The organism is Ruixingdingia sedimenti (assembly GCF_031432425.1).
GTDB lineage: Bacteria > Pseudomonadota > Alphaproteobacteria > Rhodobacterales > Rhodobacteraceae > Ruixingdingia > Ruixingdingia sedimenti.
In genome coordinates this window covers 124863-147096 of sequence record NZ_JAVKPH010000003.1, presented here as the reverse complement: position 1 = coordinate 147096, position 22234 = coordinate 124863, and the positions used below count along the sequence as shown (strand labels likewise).

The 22234-nt window shown below is 70.4% G+C and carries 24 protein-coding genes; 2 read left to right on the top strand and 22 right to left on the bottom strand.

Annotated elements, in window-relative coordinates:
- The first annotated feature begins 191 nt into the window (after window positions 1-191).
- Both RGD00_RS04235 and ilvN read left to right on the top strand, forming a co-directional pair.
- Complete coding sequence (locus RGD00_RS04235; protein WP_310456047.1) at window positions 192-1946, top strand: acetolactate synthase 3 large subunit; 1755 nt, start codon at window positions 192-194, stop codon at window positions 1944-1946.
- Between the two features lie 56 nt (window positions 1947-2002).
- Entirely contained in the window at window positions 2003-2563 is a 561-nt protein-coding gene (ilvN, locus tag RGD00_RS04230; RefSeq protein WP_310456046.1) for an acetolactate synthase small subunit, read from the top strand.
- 67 nt (window positions 2564-2630) lie between these two features.
- On the opposite strand, the gene cysE is transcribed toward ilvN, so the two are convergent.
- The 22 genes from cysE to fabF form a co-directional block, all read right to left on the bottom strand.
- Window positions 2631-3440 carry a serine O-acetyltransferase gene (cysE, locus tag RGD00_RS04225; protein ID WP_310456045.1) on the bottom strand — a complete coding sequence of 270 codons (810 nt, stop codon included), beginning with the start codon at window positions 3438-3440 and terminating at the stop codon, window positions 2631-2633.
- Window positions 3441-3527: 87 nt separating this feature from the next.
- Window positions 3528-3851, bottom strand: a complete 324-nt coding sequence (locus RGD00_RS04220; RefSeq protein ID WP_310456044.1) for a hypothetical protein — start codon at window positions 3849-3851, stop codon at window positions 3528-3530.
- Window positions 3852-3862: 11 nt separating this feature from the next.
- Window positions 3863-5455 (bottom strand): DUF2793 domain-containing protein, encoded by a 1593-nt coding sequence (locus RGD00_RS04215; RefSeq protein WP_310456043.1) that lies wholly within the window; start codon window positions 5453-5455, stop codon window positions 3863-3865.
- A complete protein-coding gene (locus tag RGD00_RS04210; RefSeq protein ID WP_310456042.1) occupies window positions 5448-9326 on the bottom strand; it encodes a baseplate multidomain protein megatron in 3879 nt (1292 codons plus the stop codon). The genes RGD00_RS04215 and RGD00_RS04210 overlap by 8 nt, the downstream gene beginning before the upstream one ends.
- A 33-nt stretch (window positions 9327-9359) precedes the next feature.
- Window positions 9360-9794, bottom strand: coding sequence for a C40 family peptidase (locus tag RGD00_RS04205; RefSeq protein ID WP_310456041.1), 435 nt, complete (start codon window positions 9792-9794; stop codon window positions 9360-9362).
- Window positions 9791-10645 (bottom strand): DUF2163 domain-containing protein, encoded by an 855-nt coding sequence (locus RGD00_RS04200; protein WP_310456144.1) that lies wholly within the window; start codon window positions 10643-10645, stop codon window positions 9791-9793. The genes RGD00_RS04205 and RGD00_RS04200 overlap by 4 nt, the downstream gene beginning before the upstream one ends.
- 17 nt (window positions 10646-10662) lie before the next feature.
- Window positions 10663-11295 carry a phage distal tail protein, Rcc01695 family gene (locus RGD00_RS04195; protein WP_310456040.1) on the bottom strand — a complete coding sequence of 211 codons (633 nt, stop codon included), beginning with the start codon at window positions 11293-11295 and terminating at the stop codon, window positions 10663-10665.
- Between the two features lie 3 nt (window positions 11296-11298).
- Window positions 11299-11952 (bottom strand): phage tail tape measure protein, encoded by a 654-nt coding sequence (locus RGD00_RS04190; RefSeq protein WP_310456039.1) that lies wholly within the window; start codon window positions 11950-11952, stop codon window positions 11299-11301.
- Window positions 11930-12154, bottom strand: a complete 225-nt coding sequence (locus tag RGD00_RS04185; protein ID WP_310456038.1) for a rcc01693 family protein — start codon at window positions 12152-12154, stop codon at window positions 11930-11932. Before RGD00_RS04185 ends, RGD00_RS04190 begins: the two co-directional genes overlap by 23 nt.
- Complete coding sequence (locus RGD00_RS04180; RefSeq protein WP_310456037.1) at window positions 12151-12474, bottom strand: gene transfer agent family protein; 324 nt, start codon at window positions 12472-12474, stop codon at window positions 12151-12153. Before RGD00_RS04180 ends, RGD00_RS04185 begins: the two co-directional genes overlap by 4 nt.
- Window positions 12471-12884, bottom strand: coding sequence for a phage major tail protein, TP901-1 family (locus RGD00_RS04175; RefSeq protein WP_310456036.1), 414 nt, complete (start codon window positions 12882-12884; stop codon window positions 12471-12473). The genes RGD00_RS04180 and RGD00_RS04175 overlap by 4 nt, the downstream gene beginning before the upstream one ends.
- 23 nt (window positions 12885-12907) lie before the next feature.
- On the bottom strand, window positions 12908-13315 hold the full coding sequence (locus RGD00_RS04170) for a DUF3168 domain-containing protein (RefSeq protein ID WP_310456035.1): 408 nt from the start codon (window positions 13313-13315) through the stop codon (window positions 12908-12910).
- The gene (locus RGD00_RS04165) at window positions 13312-13650 is read right to left on the bottom strand and encodes a head-tail adaptor protein (protein WP_310456034.1); all 339 of its coding nucleotides are present in this window, start codon (window positions 13648-13650) and stop codon (window positions 13312-13314) included. The genes RGD00_RS04170 and RGD00_RS04165 overlap by 4 nt, the downstream gene beginning before the upstream one ends.
- Window positions 13647-14243, bottom strand: a complete 597-nt coding sequence (locus RGD00_RS04160; RefSeq protein WP_310456033.1) for a head-tail connector protein — start codon at window positions 14241-14243, stop codon at window positions 13647-13649. Before RGD00_RS04160 ends, RGD00_RS04165 begins: the two co-directional genes overlap by 4 nt.
- A 146-nt stretch (window positions 14244-14389) precedes the next feature.
- Window positions 14390-15511 carry a phage major capsid protein gene (locus RGD00_RS04155; protein WP_310456032.1) on the bottom strand — a complete coding sequence of 374 codons (1122 nt, stop codon included), beginning with the start codon at window positions 15509-15511 and terminating at the stop codon, window positions 14390-14392.
- 78 nt (window positions 15512-15589) lie between these two features.
- Window positions 15590-16147 carry an HK97 family phage prohead protease gene (locus RGD00_RS04150; RefSeq protein ID WP_310456031.1) on the bottom strand — a complete coding sequence of 186 codons (558 nt, stop codon included), beginning with the start codon at window positions 16145-16147 and terminating at the stop codon, window positions 15590-15592.
- 8 nt (window positions 16148-16155) lie between these two features.
- On the bottom strand, window positions 16156-16401 hold the full coding sequence (locus RGD00_RS04145) for a GTA head formation protein, RCAP_rcc01685 family (RefSeq protein ID WP_310456030.1): 246 nt from the start codon (window positions 16399-16401) through the stop codon (window positions 16156-16158).
- Window positions 16398-17588: a phage portal protein gene (locus RGD00_RS04140; RefSeq protein WP_310456029.1), complete on the bottom strand. Its 1191-nt coding sequence runs from the start codon at window positions 17586-17588 to the stop codon at window positions 16398-16400. The genes RGD00_RS04145 and RGD00_RS04140 overlap by 4 nt, the downstream gene beginning before the upstream one ends.
- 48 nt (window positions 17589-17636) lie before the next feature.
- Window positions 17637-18980, bottom strand: a complete 1344-nt coding sequence (locus tag RGD00_RS04135; RefSeq protein ID WP_310456028.1) for a DNA-packaging protein — start codon at window positions 18978-18980, stop codon at window positions 17637-17639.
- Entirely contained in the window at window positions 18931-19257 is a 327-nt protein-coding gene (locus RGD00_RS04130; RefSeq protein ID WP_310456027.1) for a hypothetical protein, read from the bottom strand. The genes RGD00_RS04135 and RGD00_RS04130 overlap by 50 nt, the downstream gene beginning before the upstream one ends.
- A gap of 213 nt (window positions 19258-19470) precedes the next feature.
- Window positions 19471-20637, bottom strand: a complete 1167-nt coding sequence (gene mltG / locus RGD00_RS04125; RefSeq protein ID WP_310456026.1) for an endolytic transglycosylase MltG — start codon at window positions 20635-20637, stop codon at window positions 19471-19473.
- The gene (gene fabF, locus RGD00_RS04120) at window positions 20637-21899 is read right to left on the bottom strand and encodes a beta-ketoacyl-ACP synthase II (protein ID WP_310456025.1); all 1263 of its coding nucleotides are present in this window, start codon (window positions 21897-21899) and stop codon (window positions 20637-20639) included. Before fabF ends, mltG begins: the two co-directional genes overlap by 1 nt.
- Between the last annotated feature and the right edge of the window lie 335 nt (window positions 21900-22234).

The following is a 22234-nucleotide window of genomic DNA, read 5'->3' as shown; positions in this document are numbered from 1 at the left end:
GGTTGACGGCGAAAATCGGCGGCAATATTGTCCAGCCGGCACAAAGGGGATGTCCGATGATGCAGCGCATCGTACTTATTATCGGGAAATGGCGCATGGGCCGGTAACGGGCTACCCAAATCCCCCCTCATGCGCCCCCGACAGCCTCGGGGGCTTTTTGTTGCGCAGACGCGCGCGAGACGGAGCGAATGATGACACGGGTTATGACCGGCGCGAAGATGGTGGTGCAGGCGCTCAAGGACCAGGGCGTCGAGGTGGTCTTCGGCTACCCCGGTGGCGCGGTCCTGCCGATCTATGACGAGATCTTCCAGCAGAACGACATCCGCCACATCCTCGTGCGCCACGAACAGGGCGCCGTGCACATGGCCGAAGGCTATGCGCGCTCCACCGGCAAGGTCGGCGTGGTGCTGGTGACCTCGGGCCCCGGGGCGACCAATGCCGTCACCGGCATCGTCGACGCGCTGATGGATTCGATCCCGATCGTGGTGCTGTCGGGCCAGGTGCCCACCTTCATGATCGGCACCGACGGCTTTCAAGAGGCCGACACCGTGGGCATCACCCGGCCCTGCACCAAGATGAACTGGCTGGTCAAGGATACCGCCGGGCTGGCCGGCACCATCCACCAGGCGTTCCATGTCGCGCGCTCGGGCCGCCCCGGGCCGGTGCTGGTCGACATCCCCAAGGACGTGCAGTTCGCCACCGCCGAATACACGCCCCCCGAAAAGGCCCGCGTCGATCACTACCGCCCGCCGGTCAAGGGCGACATCGCCGACATCACCCGGCTGGTGGAACTGATCGAAAAGGCCGAACGCCCGGTGTTCTACACCGGCGGCGGCGTCATCAACTCCGGCCCCGGGGCGAGCCAGCTCTTGCGCGAACTGGTCGATGCCACGGGCTTTCCCGTCACCTCGACGCTGATGGGTCTGGGCGCCTATCCGGCCTCGGGCAAGAACTGGCTCGGCATGCTCGGCATGCACGGGCTCTACGAGGCGAACCTCGCCATGCACGGCTGCGATCTGATGATCAACATCGGCGCGCGGTTCGACGACCGCATCACCGGCCGGGTGGCCGATTTCAGCCCCGGCTCGGTCAAGGCGCATATCGACATCGACCCGTCGTCCATCAACAAGGTGATCCGGGTGGACGTGCCGATCGTGGGCGACGTGGGCCATGTGCTGGAAGACCTGCTGCGCATCTGGAAATCCCGCGGCCGCAGGACCGACAAGGCCGCGCTCTCCGCCTGGTGGGGCCAGATCGCGGAATGGAAGAAGGTCGATTGCCTGTCCTACCGCCCGTCCTCGAAAACGATCAAGCCGCAATACGCGCTGCAACGGCTGGAGGAACTGACCCGCGGCCGCGACCGCTACATCACCACCGAGGTCGGCCAGCATCAGATGTGGGCGGCGCAGTTCCTGCATTTCGACGCGCCCAACCGCTGGATGACCTCTGGCGGGCTCGGCACCATGGGCTATGGCGTGCCCGCCTCCATCGGCGTGCAGGTCGCCCATCCCGAGGCGCTGGTGATCAACGTCGCCGGCGAGGCATCGTGGCTGATGAACATGCAGGAAATGGGCACCGCGATGCAGTTCCGCGCCCCGGTGAAACAGTTCATCCTCAACAACGAACGCCTCGGCATGGTGCGCCAGTGGCAGCAACTGCTCCACGGCGAACGCTATGCGCATTCGTGGTCGGAATCGCTCCCCGATTTCGTGAAGCTGGCAGAGGCCTTCGGCTGCAAGGGCATCCGGTGCAGCGACCCCGCCGATCTCGACGATGCGATCCGCGAAATGCTGGCCTATGACGGCCCGGTGATCTTCGACTGTCTGGTGGAAAAGCACGAGAACTGCTTCCCCATGATCCCGTCCGGCAAGCCGCACAACGAAATGCTCCTGGGCGAGGCCGATACCGAAGGCGCCATCGGCGCCACCGGCGCGGTGCTCGTCTGACCCGACACCGGCCGCCCCCGCCCGGGGCGGCCCCCACACGCAGCCAGAGGCCGCCCATGTCCCCGCTCAACATCCAGAAGGGCTCGTCGAGCCACTCCGCCTACGACCTGCGCGATCCGCATGCCGAGGTGATCGAAAGCCACACCCTCGCGGTGGTGGTCGACAACGAAAGCGGCGTTCTCGCCCGCGTCATCGGCCTGTTCTCGGGCCGCGGCTACAACATCGACAGCCTGACGGTGGCCGAGGTGGACCACAAGGGCCACCGCTCGCGCATCACCATCGTCACCACCGGCACCCCGCAGGTGATCGAACAGATCAAGGCGCAGCTCGCCCGCATGGTCCCGGTGCACGACGTCCACGACCTGACGGTCGAAGGCCCCGCCGTGCAGCGCGAACTGGGCCTGCTCAAGGTCGCCGGCAAGGGCGAGGCGCGGATCGAGGCGCTGCGGCTGGCAGAGATCTTCCGCGCCAATGTCGTCGATTCGACGCTGGAAAGCTTCGTGTTCGAAATCACCGGCACCCCGGAAAAGATCGACGCCTTCGCCGACCTCATGCGCCCCCTCGGCCTGGCCGAGGTTGCGCGCACCGGCGTTGCGGCGCTGGCCCGCGGCGTCTGACACGCACCCGCAATGCACAACGCCCGGCGGTCCCCCGCCGGGCGTTTTCATGTCTGCTGCGCCAGGCTCAGACCGCCCCGTCCAGCCGGTGGTCCATCGTGACCGAGGGCTGCGAACACCCCGCCTCGCCCACCACCCGCGCGGGCACCCCCGCCACCGTGGTGCAGCGCGGCACGTCCGACAGCACCACCGACCCGGCGGCGATGCGGGAACATTCGCCCACACGGATATTGCCCAGAACCTTCGCCCCCGCCCCGATCAGCACGCCATTGCCGATCTTGGGATGGCGGTCGCCATCCTCCTTGCCGGTCCCGCCGAGCGTCACCGAATGCAGCATCGACACATTGTCGCCCACCACCGCGGTTTCCCCGATGACGACGGCATGGGCATGGTCGATCATGATCCCCCTGCCCACCCGCGCGGCCGGATGGATGTCCACACCGAACAGTTCCGACATGCGCATCTGCACGAAATAGGCCATGTCCCGCCGCCCCCGCCGCCACAGCCAATGCGCGACGCGGTAGGCCTGGACCGCCTGATAGCCCTTGAAGAACAGGATCGGCTGGATCATCCGGTGGCAGGCCGGATCGCGTTCATAGACCGCGACCAGATCGGCCCGCGCCGCCTGCCCCAGGGATTCGTCGTCGGCATAGGCTTCGTCCGCGATCTCGCGCAGGATCTGCTCGCTCATCTCGCCCGAGGCGAGCTTCATCGAGAACCGGAAGGCCAGCGCCCGTTCCATCGTCGGATGGTGCAGCAGGCTGCCATGGATGAGCCCGCCCAGAAGCGGCTCGTTGCGCACGGATTCTTCCGCATCGAGGCGGATCCGGTCCCATACCGGGTCGACGGCCGTGATCTTGATCCTGGTCTCGCCCATGCCGTTCTCCCGTATCTTCGCCACCGATTTTATCAGATAGCATCGCCATGTCACGGGCCAAGAGGCGCACGCGCAAATCGCCGCGCGTCAGGGGTCGGGCCCGGCCTCCGGCGCGGCCTCGTAGGGCGGCAGCGCGACGGGGCCGTCGGCGGCGATCTCCAGCGGTGCGGGGAACAGCGTCGCCTCGGGCGCAACCGCCCCGTGCGGCAGGATCAGCGTCAGGCAGATCACGCCCCCCTGCCGCGTCACGTCCGATACCAGACTGTCGCAACCCACCGCCGCGCGCGGCAGGACCGCGCCCTCGGCCAGCGCGCCGAAATCATGCGCGGTGCCGTTGATCGTCAGCACATCGCCCGCCCGGTGCAGGTCCAGCCGGTCGTCGCTGCGCTGTGGTGCCAGTGTGATCCGCATTCCGTCCTCCCTCAGTACCAGCGGCCGACCGCGATCAGGTCGGCCTCGAACATATCCGCCGCGGCGCTGTCGCCCAGCCGCACCGCCTGCACCTGATAGACCGCCGCCGCATCCGCCGCCGCACTGGCAAAGGCGGCCCGGCGGCGGGCATCGTCGGCCCCCGCGGGCGGGATCGCCCGGCCCGTCACCTGCGGCGCGGCGGAAAAGGCCACCGGAAAGGTCCAGGCCGCCGTCGATGCGGTGCGGTAGGGGTTCGCCCAGGTCCCCGCCCCCTGCGCGGCGATGCTGCCCAGGGGCAGCCTGTGCCAGCAGGTCTGCGTCCCGTCCGCCCAGCGGATATAGGATCCGTTGGCATTCGCCCCCCGCTCGATCAGCCGGCCCGTGGGCAGGCCCCCGGTCTGGCTGACGGTGCCGACGATATTGGCCTGTCCATAGCCCATCGCCCATTCGGACCAGCCGGCGCTGACCCGGCTGCGCGTCAGGATGCTGCCCGCCGGCAACTGCCCCGCCGATTCGACGACCAGCACCTGCACCTCGCCCCCGCCCGCCGCCCGGCGGTTGTGGATCAGGAACCCCCGGACGACCCCCCCGACCGCCGGCCCGCCCGACGAACCGCCCGAACTGTCGAACCGCCAGGTGCCCGGCGTCAGGCTGTTGTCCGTCACCGCCGCATTGCCGATCAGCGGCGCGATGCCGCCCAGCCCCATGTACCCCGTGGTCAGCACCCGCCCCGCCGTGGCGTCGGCCGCCCCCGAAACCACCGCCGTCCCCGTCAGCGGCACGCCAAGGTTCAGCCCCGCGGCGCCCAGCACCGCCCGCTGCACCCCGCCCGCCACCAGCCCCAGCTGATTGGCGCCGGGATTGGTCAGGCCGGTGTCGGTGTCGCCGGCAAAGGCCAGCCCCGGTTCCGCCGCCCCGCCCCCGGCAACCCGCGCGCCCTGCCCCAGCGTCACCGCCCCGGTGGCGGCGGCGATGCGCAGCGCCTCGGCATAGCTCGCGCCATCGGCCGAGACCTTGATGCTGAAATCCTCGCCCGCCAGCAGGCCCAGCAGCGCGCGCGCCGACCAGCCGGTCTTGAACGACAGGCTGGCATCGCCCCCGGGCGCCGCCTTGTTCAGCGTCGCGTCGATGGAGCCATCTGAATGCAGCAGCGCATTGGTGCCGCGAAAGACGAAGCCGTTGGTGGCATCCGCCGCGGCGTTGATCCCCAGCCGTTCCACCCCGCCCGCGGCCAGCGCATCGGCATCCACCAGCCCCAGCGCATCCTGCAACCGCTGCCAGCCCGCGCCGGTGCGCACCAGCACCGTCCCCTCGGCCAGCGACCAGACCCGCCAGCCGGCCCGCGCCACCAGCCGCAGCCAGGCGCCGTTGGCCCGGACGGCGACGTCGCCCTCCCACCCCTCCCAGTCTCCGGTCGGGGCGGGGCCGGCGACGATATGGGCCTCGCCCTCCGCCGGGTCGGCGGGCGGCGCGGTCAGCACCCGGTCCGCCACCACCGCCTGCACCAGCCCGTCGAGCCGCGCCAGCGCCTCGTTCACCGTCACATGCTTCTGCGCCTGCGAAGGCAGCAGCAGCGGCAACCCCAGTTGCGTCGTCTCAGTCATTGCGATCCATCCCCGTGAACGGCCCCGGCCCGAAACGGTCGGAAACCTGTGCCACCTCGACCCGCCAGAGCCCGGCGATCCCGTCCGCCGCGCGCATCGCGGCCCCATATGTCCATTCCGGCGCCGAAACCGTGACCTCGCGCCGGATCGCGCCCGCCTTCAGCACCCGGATGCGATAGCTCTCCGCCGCCTCGCCCAGGGGCACCTCCTCGGATGCCCAGCTGTCGCCGTCGATCCGCGTCCGCCGCACCCAGGTGAAACGGTCGGCGCCCCCCGTGCGCGCCACACGCAGATGCGCCGGGGCATAGGGGCGCAGGCCGATGCCCGCGAAGGCCTCGACCCGATGCACCGTCGCCGGGTCGTCATAGCCCCGCGCCGCCGCCCCGATGCGGTAGTGCCGCGCCAGCCCCCGGTTCGCGGGCTGCACGCCGATCTGCGCCACCGCCCCGTCGATCAGCACCACCACCGATCCCGCGGGCCAGACCGGCGGCATCCCCCCGTCCGTCCCCGCCTGCCCGCGCAGGCGCAGCGACAGATCCCACAGCCCGGGTGCGACCGGCACGGCCTCGGCGAACTGGAACAGCTCCCACCGGTCGGACGACCCATCCCCGATCGCCATCAGATTCGCGCCGCCCAGCACCGCCACCGGGTCCGCCCCCGCCAGCACGCCGCGCAACAGCCGCACGCGCAGCGCCGGGCCCCGGTCCCACAGCCCCGGTTTCGCGGCCCAGAGCGGTCCTTCCGTCACCCCCACGACCGCAGGCGAAGGCATCAGGCGGTTGAGCGCATAGCCCGCATCCGCCGCCGCATCCCAGACCCCCACCGCCCCCGGCCAGGGCACCGCCGCCACCGCCAGATGCGGGGCCAGCGGGTCCTCTGCCCCCGTCATCAGCGGCAGGTCCAGAAACACCGGCCAGACCGGCACCGGCGCGACGAACGCCTTGGGCGCCACCCGTTCCTCGGCGGCGTCGGAGGGCACATAGACCTGCGGCTCGATCCGCACCGCCTCGACCAGCACCGCGCCCGCGGCTTCTGCCCGGTCGATACGGAACCGCCCCGCCCCCGGCAGATCGACCACATCCCCCGCCCCCAGCCACGACAGCGAGGGCGGCAGCGCGAACCTTGCCCCGTCGCGCGCCACCCGCGCCTCGGCCAGCCACCGTTCGGCGGTCGCCCGCCCCTCGGCCCGCGTCAGCACCAGCGGATGGTCCGTCTGCGCGACCCCGAACGCCTGTTCGTCGGGAAACAGCGCCTCTTCCGTCCGCGCCTCGAAATCCCCCTCGGCCTCGGTGAAACCCAGCCGCACGCGCCCCGCCACATCGGCCTCGGGCGCGCGGGTCAACTCCAAGGGCCCCTCCAGATCCCCGTGCACCGCCAGCGCCGCGGGGTCCAGCACCGCCGCCGCCCGCCCGTCGCGCATCTGGAACCGCAACACCCCGCCGCGTTCCAGACATTCGAACCCATAGGCCAGCATCAGCGGCTGCAACGCCGAACGGGCGGACCCGGTATCGGTGCGCACATAGCCGCGCACCACGCCGTGCAACCGGCTCAGGTCGCAGTCCGTCACCCCCGACCGCGCGCAGATCTCCGCCACCACCGCCGCCAGCGGCTGGTTCGTCATCCGCCCGTTCAGCCAGTGCCCGCGGGTATAGTTCGCGCCATCGGCCCACAGATCGGTATTCCCCGGAAACTGCGGAAACGGCCGCGCGTCCCAGGCCCAGACGAAGGCGCGCGCCATATCCACCATCCGCCCGCCGTAAAGGGGCGAGACGGGGTTGTGCGCCGGGTCGCCCCAGTAATCCGCCTGCGCGCGCAGGTACTGCATCTGGATCAGATCGTCCCGCCGCCCCGACGATGCCCGCGGCAGCCGCGATTCCGACGATTTCGGATCGAGGAACAGGTTCGGCTGGTTCGTCCCCTTGTCGATTGCCGCGCAGCCCAGTTCGGTGAACCAGATCGGCTTCGACCGCGGCACCCATGCCGTCGGCGCGGCGTTGCGCACCCCGCCGATGCGGTCGTGATGCGGCAGCGCCCACCAGTTGCGCAGATCCTTCACGCGCCAGACCCAGGGCTCGCCATGGGCGCCATCGGTGATCGGGGTGCGGATCTGCGCTGCCTCGGCCTCGGGGCTGGCATAATACCAGTCGAACCCCTCGCCGCCCGCGACATTGGCCTTCAGATAGTCGAGGTTGTAGATCGACCCCCAACCGGCATCCGCATGGTCCACGCCCTCGCGCCAGTCCGACAGCGGCATGTAATTGTCGATGCCCACGAAGTCGATGGCGTCATCGGCCCACAGCGGATCGAGGTGGAAATACCGGTTCCCGTCCGGGCTGTCATAGCCGAAATATTCCGACCAGTCGGCGGCATAGCCGATCTTCACCCCCGGCCCCAGCACCGCGCGCACATCCGCCGCCAGTTGCCGCAGCGCGATCACCGCCGGAAAGGCATGCCCATCCGCCCGGATCTGCGTCAAGCCCCGCATTTCCGACCCGATGCAGAACGCATCGACCCCGCCCGCCAGCTTGCACAGATGCGCATAATGCAGAATGAACCGCCGATAGCGCCAGTCGGCGGGGCCGGAATAGCTGACGCGCCCGTTCTGGATGGCGAAATCCGCCACCTGCGCGGTGCCGAAGAACGACGCGGCCTCGACCGCCGCGGTGATCGTCCGGTCGGGGCTGCCCGCCCGCCCCGGCGCGGTGGACAGTGTGATCCGCCCCCGCCAGGGCAGCGCGGGCTGGCCAGCGGCCCCCGTCCAGGGGTCGGGCAGGGTGTTGCCCGCCATCTGCTCCATCAGCACGAAGGGATAGAACATCACCGCCTTCCCGGCCCCCCGCAGCGCGCGGATCGCCTCCACCACGCTCTCGTCCCCCGGCGTACCGCCATAGACGGGCCGGCCCGACGACTGCGCGATTTCCCCGGCCTGCGCGCGGGTGATGCCGCCTGCCCGCCAGGGCTGGCCCACGCCGTCCTTCGCCTTCTGTTCCACCTTGGGGCGGATGCGGCACTGGCCGCAGCGCAGGTCGTCCCCGAACCACGACACGATCACCGAAGCCGCCCCCACCCCCGGCGCCTCCGCCTCCAGCTGCGCCAGCGAGGTGGCGAAATCCGTCGTCCCCGAGGGCGTGTTGACGTTCGCGGAACGGTTGATCCCCGGCCCGTCGGAATAATGCACCGGCGTGGTGGCCAGCGCATATTCCCCCGTCCCCGGCATCAGCGCCACCGCCCGCACCGGCAGCGCCTCCGCCCCCCCGGCGGCGCGCATCACCTCGAAGGAAAACTGCGGCACCCGGTTGCCATAGGCGGCGAGCGCCAAATCCTCGATCACCACATAGGCGATGCCGCGATAGGCGGGCGCATGGCCCGCGCCCTCCACCGCCGCGATCTTGGGGTCGGGCAACTGGTCCTCGGTCCCGGTATAGACGCGCAGGTTCAGGCTCTCGGGCGCAACCTCCTGCCCATCGGCCCAGACCCGGCCGATGCCCGCGATCTCGCCCTCGCACAGCGCCACGGCAAGGCTGACGGAATAGGAATATTCCGTGGTCTTGGGCTTCGGCGCCCCCTTGCCGCCGCCGCTGCGGGTGACATCCTCCAGAAAGCGCGAGGCCCAGATGACCTGCCCCGCCAGCCGCACCCGGCCCCAGACCTGCGGCACCGCCGCACCTTCGCCCGCGCCCATCAGGCGGAACCGTTCGACCCGGCCGACCTCGACCGGGGCCGACCCGGCGCCCAGAAGCCGCTGGTCGATCACCCGCCCCAGCGTCGCGCCGACCGCGCGCCCGATCACCGCGCCCGAAAGCCCCAGCACCGTGCCGCCAAATCCCGCCCCGGCCGCAGCACCCGCCGCCGACAGCAAAATGGTCGCCATGCCGACCCCCTTGTTCTTGAAACTCTGGCGCGCTCAGACGCCCGGAAAGGCGAACCGCGCCGCGATCCGCCGCCGCCACGGCGCCGACAGCGGGCTTTCCACCACCCCATGCCCGGTATAGGCATGGATCACGCTCGCCTGCGCACCCACGCGCCCCGCGATGCCCAGATGCTTGGCGATCCCGCCCGCGCGCATGCGAAACAGGATCACATCGCCCGGCGCCTCGTCCGCCAGCGGCTTTTCCACCAGCCAGCGCCGCGCCGCCGCCTCCAGCACCTCGTCGCGCGCGGGTTCGGCCCAGTCGGCGGTATAGGGCGGGACGGGTTCGGGCTCCGCCCCCACCGCCGCGCGCCAGACCCCGCGCAACAGGCCGAGGCAATCCGTGCCCGCCCCCTTGGCGCTCGCCTGATGCACATAGGGCGTGCCGATCCAGCCCCGCGCCTCTGCCACGATCCGGTCGGGGGTCATGCCAGACTCCCCCCGTCGTTCATCCCCGCACTGGTCGGATAGGCCATCAGCCAGTCTTCACCCGGAATATGAGGAAAGCCGCGGAAGTTTAGGAAATTGTTGAACTTCAACCGACATGTATCCGCCCGCCGGTCGCATCCCGCCTCCAGCCGCACCCGGTCGCCCGGCACGATGGGCAGGCGCAACGCCTCCCACAGTTCCACCACCCGGTCGCTGCCCGACAGCCGGTCCCCCCGCACCATCGCCACCAGCCCCCCGGCCGCACCCGACAGCACGACAAGCCGCCCGTTTTCGAACCAGCGGTCATCGAACCCGGTAAAGCCGGTGAAACGGAACAGCTGCCCACCCTCCACCACCTCCACCGCGCGCTCGGCGGCATAGCCGGGCAGCGACAGGTCCACCCGGCACTGGCCATCGCCCAGAACGGCGGAACATGGCCGCTGGAACACCCGCCCCTGCGGGCGGTTCAGCGCCTCGGTCAGGCCGCGCAGTTCGGCCGAAAACGCTCCGCCCGCGCGCGTGATCTCGCCCAGCGCGCCGCGGAACTGCAACACCCGCTGCCCCGGATCGGCCCAGTTCACCGCCCAGGCCCGCACCTCGGCCCCGTCGAACCGGCCCGCGTTCAGGTCGGCCTCCGTCACCGCCGTGTCGGACAGCGCGCCCACGGCCTCGGTATTGTCCACCGACAGGCCCGTGGTCTGGCTCAGCGCGCGGGCCGACAGGCCCGTCCCGGCGCGAAAGGTGATGCCGTCGAAGGCAAGATCGCCATCGTGATCGGTGAATCCGAACACCGCCCCGTCCCGCCGCGTCACCGCCCAGCAGCGCGCGACCGTTGTCGCCCCCGTGGCCATATGGTCGAAAAACCCGCTCACAGCCGCACCTCCACCACCGGCACGTTGGGCACGTCGCCCGCCTGGAAACTGGCGACAGAGGTCTGGATCCGGTCGGTGTCGAACCGCACCGGCACGTCGAATTCGAACCCGGCCGTCACCACCTCGCCTTCGGGCACCGGATCGGCGAAGGTGATCTGCCCCGTGGCCACATCCACCTGCCAGTCGATGCCTTCCGCCACCGGCCGCCGCGCCAGCGCCACCGTGACCGACCCCGCCACCGGCTTGACGATCGGCCGCCAGTAGACCGCCCCGCCCGAGGCATAGCCCTTGCGCAAGGCAAACACCCGCGCCAAGCCGTCGCCGGTGCCGAGGATCTGGTCCTCTGGCCCCGGTTTTTTGGACGCCGCGCAGGATTTGAAATCCGCCCAGTCCTTCCAGCGGAACCCGTAAAGCTGCCCCCGCCGCGCCTCGAAGAACGCCACCAGCGCCGCCACGTCGTCGAGGCTGCGCAACCCCAGCCCCGCGTCATAGCGCCGGCGCGAATGCGCCCAGGGGCTGTTCCTTTCCTCGAACCCGTTGGTCAGCGTGACGATTTCCGTCCGCCGCTCCGGCCCGCCGACCGAACCGAAGCTCAGGTTGGCGGGAAACCGCACCTCGTGGAATGCCATGTCTCACCCGTTCCTCTGCCCGCGGGCCAGCGCGCGCTGCGCCTGCGCGGCGATCTGGCTCTGGCTGCGCTGGAAACCCTGCACATCCGGCGTCGCGATGTTCATCACCACCGTGACCGGCCGCCCGCCCCCCGCCGCCCGCACACCCAGCCGCCCGTCGGCGCCGCGCGCCAGCGGCATGATCGCCTCGGGCCCCGCCTCGCCCATCAGGCCGCGGCCGCCCCGCATCGGGAAGGACACGGGCGAGGATACGATACCCCCCTGCGCGAACGGCATCACCCGGCCCTGCGTGAACGCGCCCCCCTTGGCGAAAGGCATCAACCCGCCCAGCAGGTTTTCCAGCCCCCCCGCGATCGCGCCGCCCACCGCATTCTGCACCGGGCGCATGGCGATGCCGTACATCGTGTTCACCACCGACTGCGCCACCCCGCGCAGGGCGTCCGACAGCTTCATCCCGTCGAACACCAGCCCGTCGAAGGCCCGCCGCAGGCCCCCGCCGATCCCCATCGCCAGCGTATTCGCCTCGCGCGAGGTCAGCGTCAGGCTGCCCTGCATCCGCCGCAACTCGGCATCAAAAGCCCCCGCCATCGCGGCCACGCCGCCCAAGCTGCCCTCCAGCGCCGTCACCTGATCGTCAAGGCTGTCCAGATCCTGCATCCTCACCCTGCCCTTTCCGCCGGTCGGGGAAGGCGCGCGCCAGTTCGTCCAGCCGCGCGCGCGACAGGGGCGCCGCCCCCGCCTCGATCCCCAGCATCATCCGCAATTCCACCGGGCTCAGCCGCCAGAACTGGTCCGGCGTCAGCCCCAGCCCCGCCATCCCCGCCCGCATCAGGCCCGGCCAGTCGATCCGCGCACTCATCCCGCCTCGCCCGGCAGGGCAAAGGCGCGCGCCAGCAGTTGCGCCGCGACCCGCGCGGCCTCCAGCGGCCCGCCGCCGATCTCGACCGTGCGCAGATCGGCGGCGGTGCCCTGCCAGCCCCCGCCCCGCAGCCCCGCTACCAGCAGCGCCAGGACATCGCGGGTGGAAAACCGGCCCGTCTCGAACCGTTCCACCAGCTCGATCAGCCCGCCCGCCTCCAGCGCCGCCTCAAGTTCGGCCAATGCCCCCAGCGTCAGCTTGCAGACATGCCGCCGCCCGTCGAGCATCACCGCCACCTCGCCCGCAAAGGGGTTCATCACAGCGCCGTAAACGACAGCGCCCCGGCCGAGGCGAGCGACAGTTCATAGGTGGCCTCGCCGTTGTAACTCCCGGCATATTCCAGCGCGGTGATCTGGAACGGCCCCTCCACCACGCCGAAACCGGGGATCACCACCTGGAAGGCCGGCACCTCGCCGTCGAAAAAGATCTGCCGCGCGCGTTCGTCCGTGCTGCTGTCGCGGAACACGCCCGACCCCGAAATCGACGCCGACCGCACCCCCGCGCCGCCCAGCAACTCGCGCCAGCCGCCCTGCGATTCCAGCGAGGTCACATCCACCGTTTCCGCGTTGAAACTGATCCGCGTGGCGCGCAGGCCCGCGATGGTCTCGAACTGCCCGTCGCCCGTCAGGTCGACCTTCACCAGCAGGTCCTTGCCGTTCTGCACAGCCATGTCCTTGTCTCCTTGTGGAAAAATCACGCTTCCGTGCGGGCGCGGAAGGTCAGGTCGATGCGCCGCGCGGCGCCGTTGTCCAGCCGCCGCGCCACCGCCCGGTGGAACCACAGCCCCACCAGCCGCCCCCGCGCCAGCACCAGTTCCGCCCCTTCCAGCCGCTCCGACACCGCCGCCGCCGCCTGTTTGGCGCGCCGGAACCCCGCCGCGGTGGACACCACCGAAACGACGAACCGATGTTCCGCCCCCGCGCCGTCGCGGTCCGATGCGTCGCGCACCTCCTCGGGGCCGAGGATCACATAAGTTTCCGGTACCGGCCCGGCGGGCATCGCGTCATGCACCGCATCGCCCACGATGGCCGCCAGCCCCGCATCCGTCACCAGCCGCTGCCAGACCGCCGCCTGCAACGCCGCCGCCATGGCATAGCTCATGCGCTCTCCTCCTCGCGCGCGAAACAGGTCAGGTGGCGGGCATCCGCATCGCTTTCGGCCACGGCAAGGATGGCGAACACCCTGTCCCCCGCCCGCAACCGCTGCCCCGCCACCGGGCGCGAAGGCGCGCCCACCGGCGCCGCCCGCACCGTGATGCGCCAGCCGACCTCGGGCCGGATCACCTCTTCGCCGCCCGCCGCACGCCCCGCCCCCGCCGCCATCGCGGCCCAAAGCGTGCCCAGCACGGCCCAGCCCTGCACATACCCGCCCGCGCCATCCGGCACCGCGGCAGGGGTTTCCAGCACCAAACGCCGGTTCAGCCGCGGCGTACTCATCGCCCGCCCCCGCCCAGCACCCGCACCGTGCGCCAGCGTTCGATCAGCGCCATGACGCCGAAGGGCATCGCCGCCCCCGGCCCGCCCTCGTGGCGCAATTCATGATACTGCGCCGCCAGCAGGAACACCGCCTGCCGCAGGTCCGCCGGCACATCGGCCCATGCCGCACCGAAACCGGCGTCGAACACCACCTCGACCCGCCCGCCCTGCGGCACCCCGGGCAGCAGGGCCCCCACAGGCATCAGCCGCGGCCGGTGCATGTCGCGCATCAGCCGCCAGCGGCCCGGATCCACCGCCACCGCCACGCCCCCCGCATCGACCAGCGCGACCGACACCACCGTCTCCACCGGCGCCACCGGCAGCGCCTGGCCCGCCGCATCGCGCCAGTCCGGCAGCCGCAGCAAAAACCGCCGCGTCAGCAGCGCCTTGCCGATCCGCCCCTCGACCGCCGCCAGCGCCGCGCGCAGATAGGCCGCCACCAGCCCGTCCTGCGCCGCGTCATCGGCAAAGCCGGATCCCAGCCGCAGATGGTCCCGCATCATCGCCACCGGCAGCGCGCCCTCGGGCACCCCGGTCTGCTCGATCAACATCATCCCAGATCTCCGCAACACCCCCGCAAGAATGGGCGCGCACCCCGGCACCGCTCGGACGGAGGGGGAACAGCTAGACGGCACCGGCCAGCGGCACGCGCCCATCAGCCCGGCCCCCCGTCAGGGGAAACCGGGCCTTCCGCCGCGGGTCAGGACACCGCGAACTTCAGCAGCTTGATGGCCGCGAAATCGCTCACATCGCCGCCGACGCGCTTGGTGGCGTAGAACAGCACATGCGGCTTGGCGCTGAACGGGTCGCGCAGCACGCGCAGGTCGGGGCGTTCGGCGATGGTATAGCCGGCGCCGAAATCGCCGTAGGCGATGGCATGGGCATTGGCGCCGATGTCGGGCATGTCCTCGGCGATCAGCACCGGATAGCCCATCAGCCGCGCCGGTTCCCCCGCCGCAAGGCCATCCGACCACAGAAAGCGGCCATCGGCATCCTTCATCTTGCGCACCGCACCGGCGGTTTTCGAATTCATGACGAAGCTCGCATTGGCGCGGTAGCCCGCATCCAGCGCATAGACCAGATCGACGATGGCATCCGCCGGGTTGGTGGCGGCGAAATCCCCCGCCGTGCCGGTGGCGATATAGCCGATGTCGCCCCAGGCCCAGTTCGCCTCGGGCACCTTGTCATGGGTCAGGAAACCGCGCGGCTTGTCCACCCCGTCGCCAAGCACGAAGGCCGCCGCCTCGGCCCGGGCGAACCTGTCGGCGATGCGGCCCGCCAGCCAGCCCTCGATATCGAAGGCGCTGTCGTCCAGCAGCCGCTGGCTGGCCTTCGGCATGGCGGACAGTTCGTGCAGGCGGATCGAGATCCGCTCGATCGCCGGCGTGGCGCTTTCCGTCACGCCGCCCGCCTCGGTGCCCCAGCCCGATCCGACATCGGAATGGTCGACCAGCACGTCGAAACTGGTCGCCTCCACCTGCACCACATTGGCGATGGCCCGCAGCGACGATGTGGACCGCAGCGACGACCGGATGGCCTCTGCCGTCTGCGGGTCCACCAGATAGCCGCCCTCCGCCGCCACGGCGGTGTTCAGCGCCTTGCCCTCCAGCACGAGGCCGCGCAGCCCGTCGTCGTCGCCATTGCGCAGATAGGCGTCAAAGGCCTTGCGGTGGGGCACTTCCACCTCGGCATGGGCCGACAGCGCGGGGCGGGCAAAGCCCGCGGTCTTGCGATCCAGCATGGTCAGTCGCTCTTCCGTTTGTTGAAGTTTCGTCTTGATTTCGGCCTGAAACCCGTTGAAGGCGTTCAGGAAATCGGCCACCTACCCGGCAGCCTCCGGCACCCCGGCGGGGGTACGCGCCTTGGTCTCGCTCATCGTCGCTCCTTGGGGAAAAGGGCCTCAGCGGCCCGACAGATTGCGGCGCGCCTCGTCGAAGGCGGCCGCCAGCAGGGCCAGCGCATCCGGGGCCGCGCCCTTGGCCTGCACCCGCGCCTCCGGCAGCATCGGGAAAGTGACCAGCGACACCTCCCACAGCTCCAGTTCGGCCAGAAGGCGGCGGCCCTTGCCGTCGCGTTCGGCCCGTTTCGTGCGATAGCCGATGGACAGGCCATCCACCGCCCCCGCGCCCACCAGCGCCAGCGCCTCGCGCGCCCTTGCCACCTCGGGCAGCAGACGGCCGCGGACGTAAAGCCCGCGCGCATCCTCGGCCACATGGTCCCAGACGCCGATGGGCTGGCCCGGGTCGTGCTGCCACAGCATCTTGACCCCGCGCCCCGCCGCCTTGAGCGACGCCAGCGACGCCGCATAGGCCCCTGGCAGCACCACATCGCCGCCCTGATCGGCCAGCCCGAAGACCGAGGCGTAACCCTCGACCCGGCCCCCCTCCGTCAGCGCCAGCCCCGTTTCGGGCCGGTGGAACTTGCGTTCCAGCCCGGCCCCCTCATCCGACCATTCCATGATGCCCCCTATTTCATCGCCGCGCGCAGGACCGCCTCGGCGCCCTGCGCCAGAAGGAAACCCGCCACCCCGTAGACGCCCAGCCACAGACGCCGTTCCAGCCGCTCCAGCGCGGCGTCGATCTGGCCCAGACGGAAATCCAGCGCGGTCCAGCGTTCCTCGGCCACGCGCTCGTTCGCCTCGATCCGCGCCGCGGCGGCATCGAAACTGTCGTAAAGATAGCGCGACCCGCCCGCGGGTTTGCGCAGGCTCATGCGTCATCCGCCAGCCGCGGCAGCCCCAGCAACAGCCGCTTTTCCGCCACCGTCAGGAAATCCGCCGCCCCCACCCGCGCCCATTGCTGGTCGCGCTCGGCCGCCAGCGCGGGCACCTGATCCAGATCGGGGCGGATCTCCACCGCCTCGCCGGTCAGGGTGGACAGCCAATGCCCCACCGCCGCCGTGACCTTGGCCGCCAGCGGCAGCACCGTCAGGCGGAAAAACGCCCGGTTGGCCTCCTGATAGTTCGCGTAAGTCGCATCGCCCGGGATCCCCATCAGCATCGGCGGCACGCCGAAGGCGATGGCGATTTCCCGCGCCGCGGCCTCCTTGGTGCGATGGAACTCCATATCCGAGGGCGAAAAGCCCATCGGCTTCCAGTCGAGCCCCCCTTCCAGCAGCATCGGCCGCCCGGCATTGCGCGCGCCCTGATGGTTCGCCTCCATCTCTGTTACCAGCCGGTCGTACTGATCCGCGCTCAGTGTCCCCGCCCCGTCCACGCCCCTGTAGACGATGGCGCCCGAGGGCCGCGCGGCATTGTCCAAGAGCGCCTTGGACCACCGGCTCGCCGCATTGTGCACGTCGATGGCGGTCGCCGCCGCCTGCAACGGGCTGAAGCCATAATGGTCGTCCTGCGGATGGAACGCCCGGATATGGCAGATCGGCGCCGCCGCCCCCGTCATGTCGAACCGATGCCGCCGGCTGCCCACGGTATAGTCATAGGCCACCGGCCAGCCATCCGCCCCGGGCACAAGGCTCATCCGGTCGGACCGCAGCACATGCAGCTCCACCGGCGCGCCGCCCGTGCCCGCCACCGCCTCCAGATAGGCGTTGCCCGACAGCAGCAGTTGTGCGTAAGCCGCCTCGAACAGTTCCGCCCGCCCCTGCGCCGGGTTCGGGCGGCGGATCAACTCCAGAACGGGATGCGCCTCGTACCGCCGCTCGCAATCCTGCACCACCAGGGGCAGCGCAGCGGCCGCCTCCGCGATCAGCTTGACCACGCGGAACCCGACCGGATTGCCCTGAAACCCGGTCCGGGTCAGCGATACCGTGTCGCGCGGGCTCCATGCCGCGCGGCCCGCGCCGTGAAAGGCCACCACCGGCCCGGTGGCCGAGGCCTTGGTTTCGGGCACAGCCGTTCGGGGCGCAGGCTCGCCGCCGCGCCGCAGGAAATCGAACACCATCAGGCAAACTCCTTTCGCGCCGGGGATCGCCGGCGCCGGTTCATGGGGTCAGAGGCTGCGCACCCGCGGCCGCCGCCATGTCTGCGCGGGCTCGATCATCAGATCGGTCAGCGCCCAGACCAGCGCATCCACCCGGTCGGGGCTGCCCCGCCCCTCGTATCCGTGCAGCGTCATGCGGCACATCTGGTCCTCGAGGCCGGGCAGCCCCCGCAGATGCCGCACCCGCCCCTGTTCGTAAAGCGCCGCCACGGGTTCCGCCCGCGCGGCCTTGCCCTTGGCCGCCCGCACCGCGCGGAAGGGCACCAGCGGGTCGATCTGGCGCAACAGGGTTTCCACCAGATCGCCGCCCTGGTTGACCTCGGCGACCAGCCGCTCGGCCCCGTGCCGCCGCATCGCCGCCACCGCCGCCCGCCCCCAGGCCTCCGGCGAGGCCCCCGAAACGCTCGCATCCTCCAGCACATAGGCGCACCAGTCGCGCGGCTCGCCCTCGGCCAGCACGCCGGCCACCACGATCCCGCATTCGTCCGACCCGCCGTGCCCCGTGACCGGCGGGTCCACCGCCACCACGATGCGCGTCAAGGCAGGCGCCGCATCCACCCGCGCCGCCTCGATCCCGGCAGAGGTCCACAAGGCCCCCTCCGCATCCTCCAGCAGCACCCCGTCCAGCTCCTGCCGCCCCAGCCGCGTGCCCTTGTACCGCGCCTGCACCTCCTCGAGGAAACTCGCCGCCAGATAGGCCCGGTTCGCCTCTGTCGGCGCATGGGTGATCACCGTCGAAGGGTTGCGCAGGATCGCCTTCAGCACCCCCACATTGCGCGGCGTCGTCGTCACCACCTGCCGCGGATGCGGCCCAAGGCGCAGCGCGAACTGCAACATGTCCCACGTCTCCTCCGCCTTCTTCCACTTGGCCAGTTCATCCGCCCAGGCGGCATCGAACTGCGGCCCCCGCAGGCTTTCGGGGTCATGCGCCGAAAACACCTGCGCCACCGCGCCATTGGGCCAGACCAGCCGGCGCCGCGTCGCCTCCCACTGCGGGCGGCGGTCGGGGGGCGAACAGGCAAGGATCCCGCTGTCGCCGAACACCATCACCTCGCGCACCTGATCCACCGTCTCGCCCACCAGCGCCACCCGCGCCGACCGGCCGGGGTCGGCGGGCCGCGCGCCCTCTACCTCTGCGCGCACCCATTCCGCCCCGGCCCGCGTCTTGCCCGCACCGCGCCCTCCCATGATGACCCATGATTTCCATGCGCCATCGGGGGGCAACTGATGCGGCAGCGCCCAGAATTCGAACATCCACGGCAGGGCCAGCAACGCTTGGTCGCTGAGCCCGGCCAGAAATTCGTCAACCGCCTCCTGCGTCGCGGAGGCAAGCCAGGCGGCGCCCGATCTCATCGCGCGCCGCGTCGAAGTCGAGGTCCCGGTCCCCGTCCGGTCCTCCGAAATCCTTGCGAAGTCTGTCAACGGCCGCCCTTTCGTTCAGTACCAGCTTGAGCGCGTCCTTGATGTCCTTGGTGTAGGTCATCAGTTCGCGGGCGTTGTCCTTCTTCTCCTCCTTCACCTCGCGAAGGAGCAGCGTGAAGATTTCCGCCGCCGTGGTGTAAAGTTCCCAGGCCCCCGAAAGTGCCACCTCCGGGGAACCGCTCTCATCTACGGGAGTGTGAAGCGTCATGCGTCCTGCTGCCTCTCATGCCACTCCGCACGAGCGAAATGAAAAAGCGGCGCCGGGTTGCCCCGTGCCGCTTGCCCACCTCTTCTAGCATGCCACAATACCTACATCAGACCGGGCGCCAGGTCAAGAAGTTTTGTGTTTTCAAATGGTTAATGCGGCGCACGCCCCCGGCGCGCCTTACGCAACACCAAGCCCCCCGGCGCCGCGCAATCCTCAGTTCGCGCCCTGCTGGCGGCGCTGTTCCGCCTCGATCTGCCGCCATTTGGCGACATTGGCGTTATGCTCGGCCAGCGTCCGCGCAAAGATATGCCCGCCGGTGCCGTCGGCCACGAAATAGAGGAAATCGGTCGCCTCGGGGTTCAGCGCCGCCGCGATGCTCTCGCGCCCCGGATTGGCGATCGGTGTCGGCGGCAGCCCGTCGATGACATAGGTATTGTAAGGCGTTGCCCCACGCAGTTCGGACTGCCGCAGCCCCCGGCCCAGCACGCCCTGCCCCTTGGTGACGCCATAGATCACCGTCGGATCGGTCTGCAACCGCATCCCCGCCTTCAGCCGGTTGACGAACACGCTCGCCACCTGCCCGCGCTCGTCCGGGATGCCGGTTTCCTTCTCGATGATCGAGGCCATGATCATCGCCTCCTCCGGCGTGTCATAGGGCAGCCCCTCGGCCCGCGCGGCCCAGAGGTCGGCCAGAATGCGGTCCTGCCGCGCCGCCATCTCTGCCAGCAGCGCCGCGCGGTCCTGTCCCTTCACCACTTCGTAGGATTCCGGCGCAAGCGAACCCTCCGCCGGCACCGCCGCGACCTCTCCGCCCAGGAAATCGGCGCGCTTCAGCCCCTCGGCCACCTGCCAGCTGGTCACGCCCTCGGCCACCGTCACCCGGTAGCGCAGCGCGGAATCGCTCTGCGCATCCGCATATTCCTGCGGCGTCGGCCCCGCCGCCGGGTCGAACCGGGCCTTTTCCACGAACTGGCTGGTGGCCGGGTCAAGCTCGCGCAGGATGATTTCGGCCGTCGCCACGCCGATGCGCAGGTTGACCTCGGACCCGCAGGTCGATTGCCCGCCCCGCGTCAGGATATCGACGATCTCTTCCATCGAGGCGCCCGCCGGCACCAGATAGCTGCCGAACTTCAGCCCCTGCGCCTTGTCGGTGTAATCCGCCCCGATGCGGAAGATGCGCGCATCGCTGACCGCGCCCTGCGCCGCAAGGTTGCGGCTGACGGCGGCAAGGCTCGCCCCCCGTTCGACCCGCACGCAGATCGCCTCGGCCAGCGGCCCCGGCGCGACATATTGCTGCCGCCCCCAGGCCAGCACCCCCGCCACCGCCACCAGAATGACGATGAACAGCGTCAGCGCGTTCGAGGCGACGGCCCGCCACATCAGCCGTCCACCCGGCCCAGAACGAGGCTCGCATTCGTGCCGCCGAAGCCGAAGCTGTTCGACAACGCCACATCGATCCTGCGTTCGACCGCCCTGTTGGGCGCCAGATCCAGCACCGGCTGAACCGCCGGATTGTCGAGGTTGATCGTCGGCGGCGCGATCTGGTCGCGGATCGCCAGCGTGCAGAAGATCGCCTCGACCGCCCCGGCCGCCCCCAGCAGATGGCCGATGGACGACTTGGTGGACGACATCGTGGCCTTGCCCGCCGCATTGCCCAGCAACCGCTCCACCGCCGCAAGCTCGATCGTGTCGGCCATGGTGCTCGTGCCATGGGCGTTGATGTAGTCCACCTGATCGGGCGTGATGCCGGCGCGCTTCAGCGCCGCCTGCATGCTGCGGTATCCGCCCTCGCCATCCTCGGACGGCGCGGTGATGTGATAGGCGTCGCCCGACAGGCCATAGCCCAGAACCTCGGCATAGATCTTCGCCCCGCGGGCCTTGGCGTGTTCGTATTCCTCCAGCACCACGACGCCCGCGCCCTCGCCCATCACGAACCCGTCGCGGTCGGCGTCATAGGGGCGGCTGGCCTTGGCCGGATCGTCCGCGCGCTTGGTCGACAGCGCCTTGCAGGCGTTGAACCCGGCGATGCCGATCTCGCTGATCGGGCTTTCCGCCCCGCCCGCGACCATCACATCCGCATCCCCCCACTGGATCAGCCGCGCCGCATCGCCGATGGCATGCGCGCCGGTGGAACAGGCGGTGACGACGGCATGGTTCGGGCCCTTGAAGCCGAAACGGATGCTGACCTGCCCCGAAATCAGGTTGATCAGCGCGCCGGGGATGAAGAAGGGCGACACGCGCTTGGGCCCCCGCTCCTTGATCAGCACCGCCGTCTCGGCGATCGAGGTCAGCCCGCCGATGCCGGATCCGATCATCACCCCAGTGCGCTCGCGGTCCTCCTCGGACGCGGGCTCCCACCCCGAATCCCGCACCGCCTGCACGGCGGCGGCCATACCGTAAAGGATGAAGTCGTCCACCTTGCGGCGGTCCTTGGCCTCCATCCAGTCGTCGGGGTTGAAGGTCCCGTCGCTGCCGTCGCCGAACGGGATCTCGCAGGCATAGGTCGTGACCACGTTCGACGTGTCGAACCGAGTGATCGGCCCCGCCCCGGATTGCCCGGCCAGAAGCCTCCGCCAGGTCTCTTCCACCCCGCAGGCGAGCGGCGTCACCATTCCCAGACCCGTGATCACAACGCGACGCATATGGAACCTCTCAGCCGGTGCATACCGCCGCGGTGATACACGCCCCGCGACAGCCGCGCAACATGGGCCGCGCTGCGGCGGCGGCAGGCCGCCCTGCCCGGCCTTGCGCGGGTGGACGGGTCAGGGCCGGGGGCCAGCCCCCGGACCCCCGGAGTATTTGGGAAAAGATGAAGCCGCGGGCACCTTCCCTGGAAGAGAAAGCCGCCCCCTTTCACTTTCTGTCCATAAATATCCCGGGGGTCCGGGGGCTGGCCCCCGGCCCTGTCCCATCCACCTGCACGACGGTCCCGGTCAAAACAAAAAGGGCGCCCCGAGGGGCGCCCCGCATCGGGCCC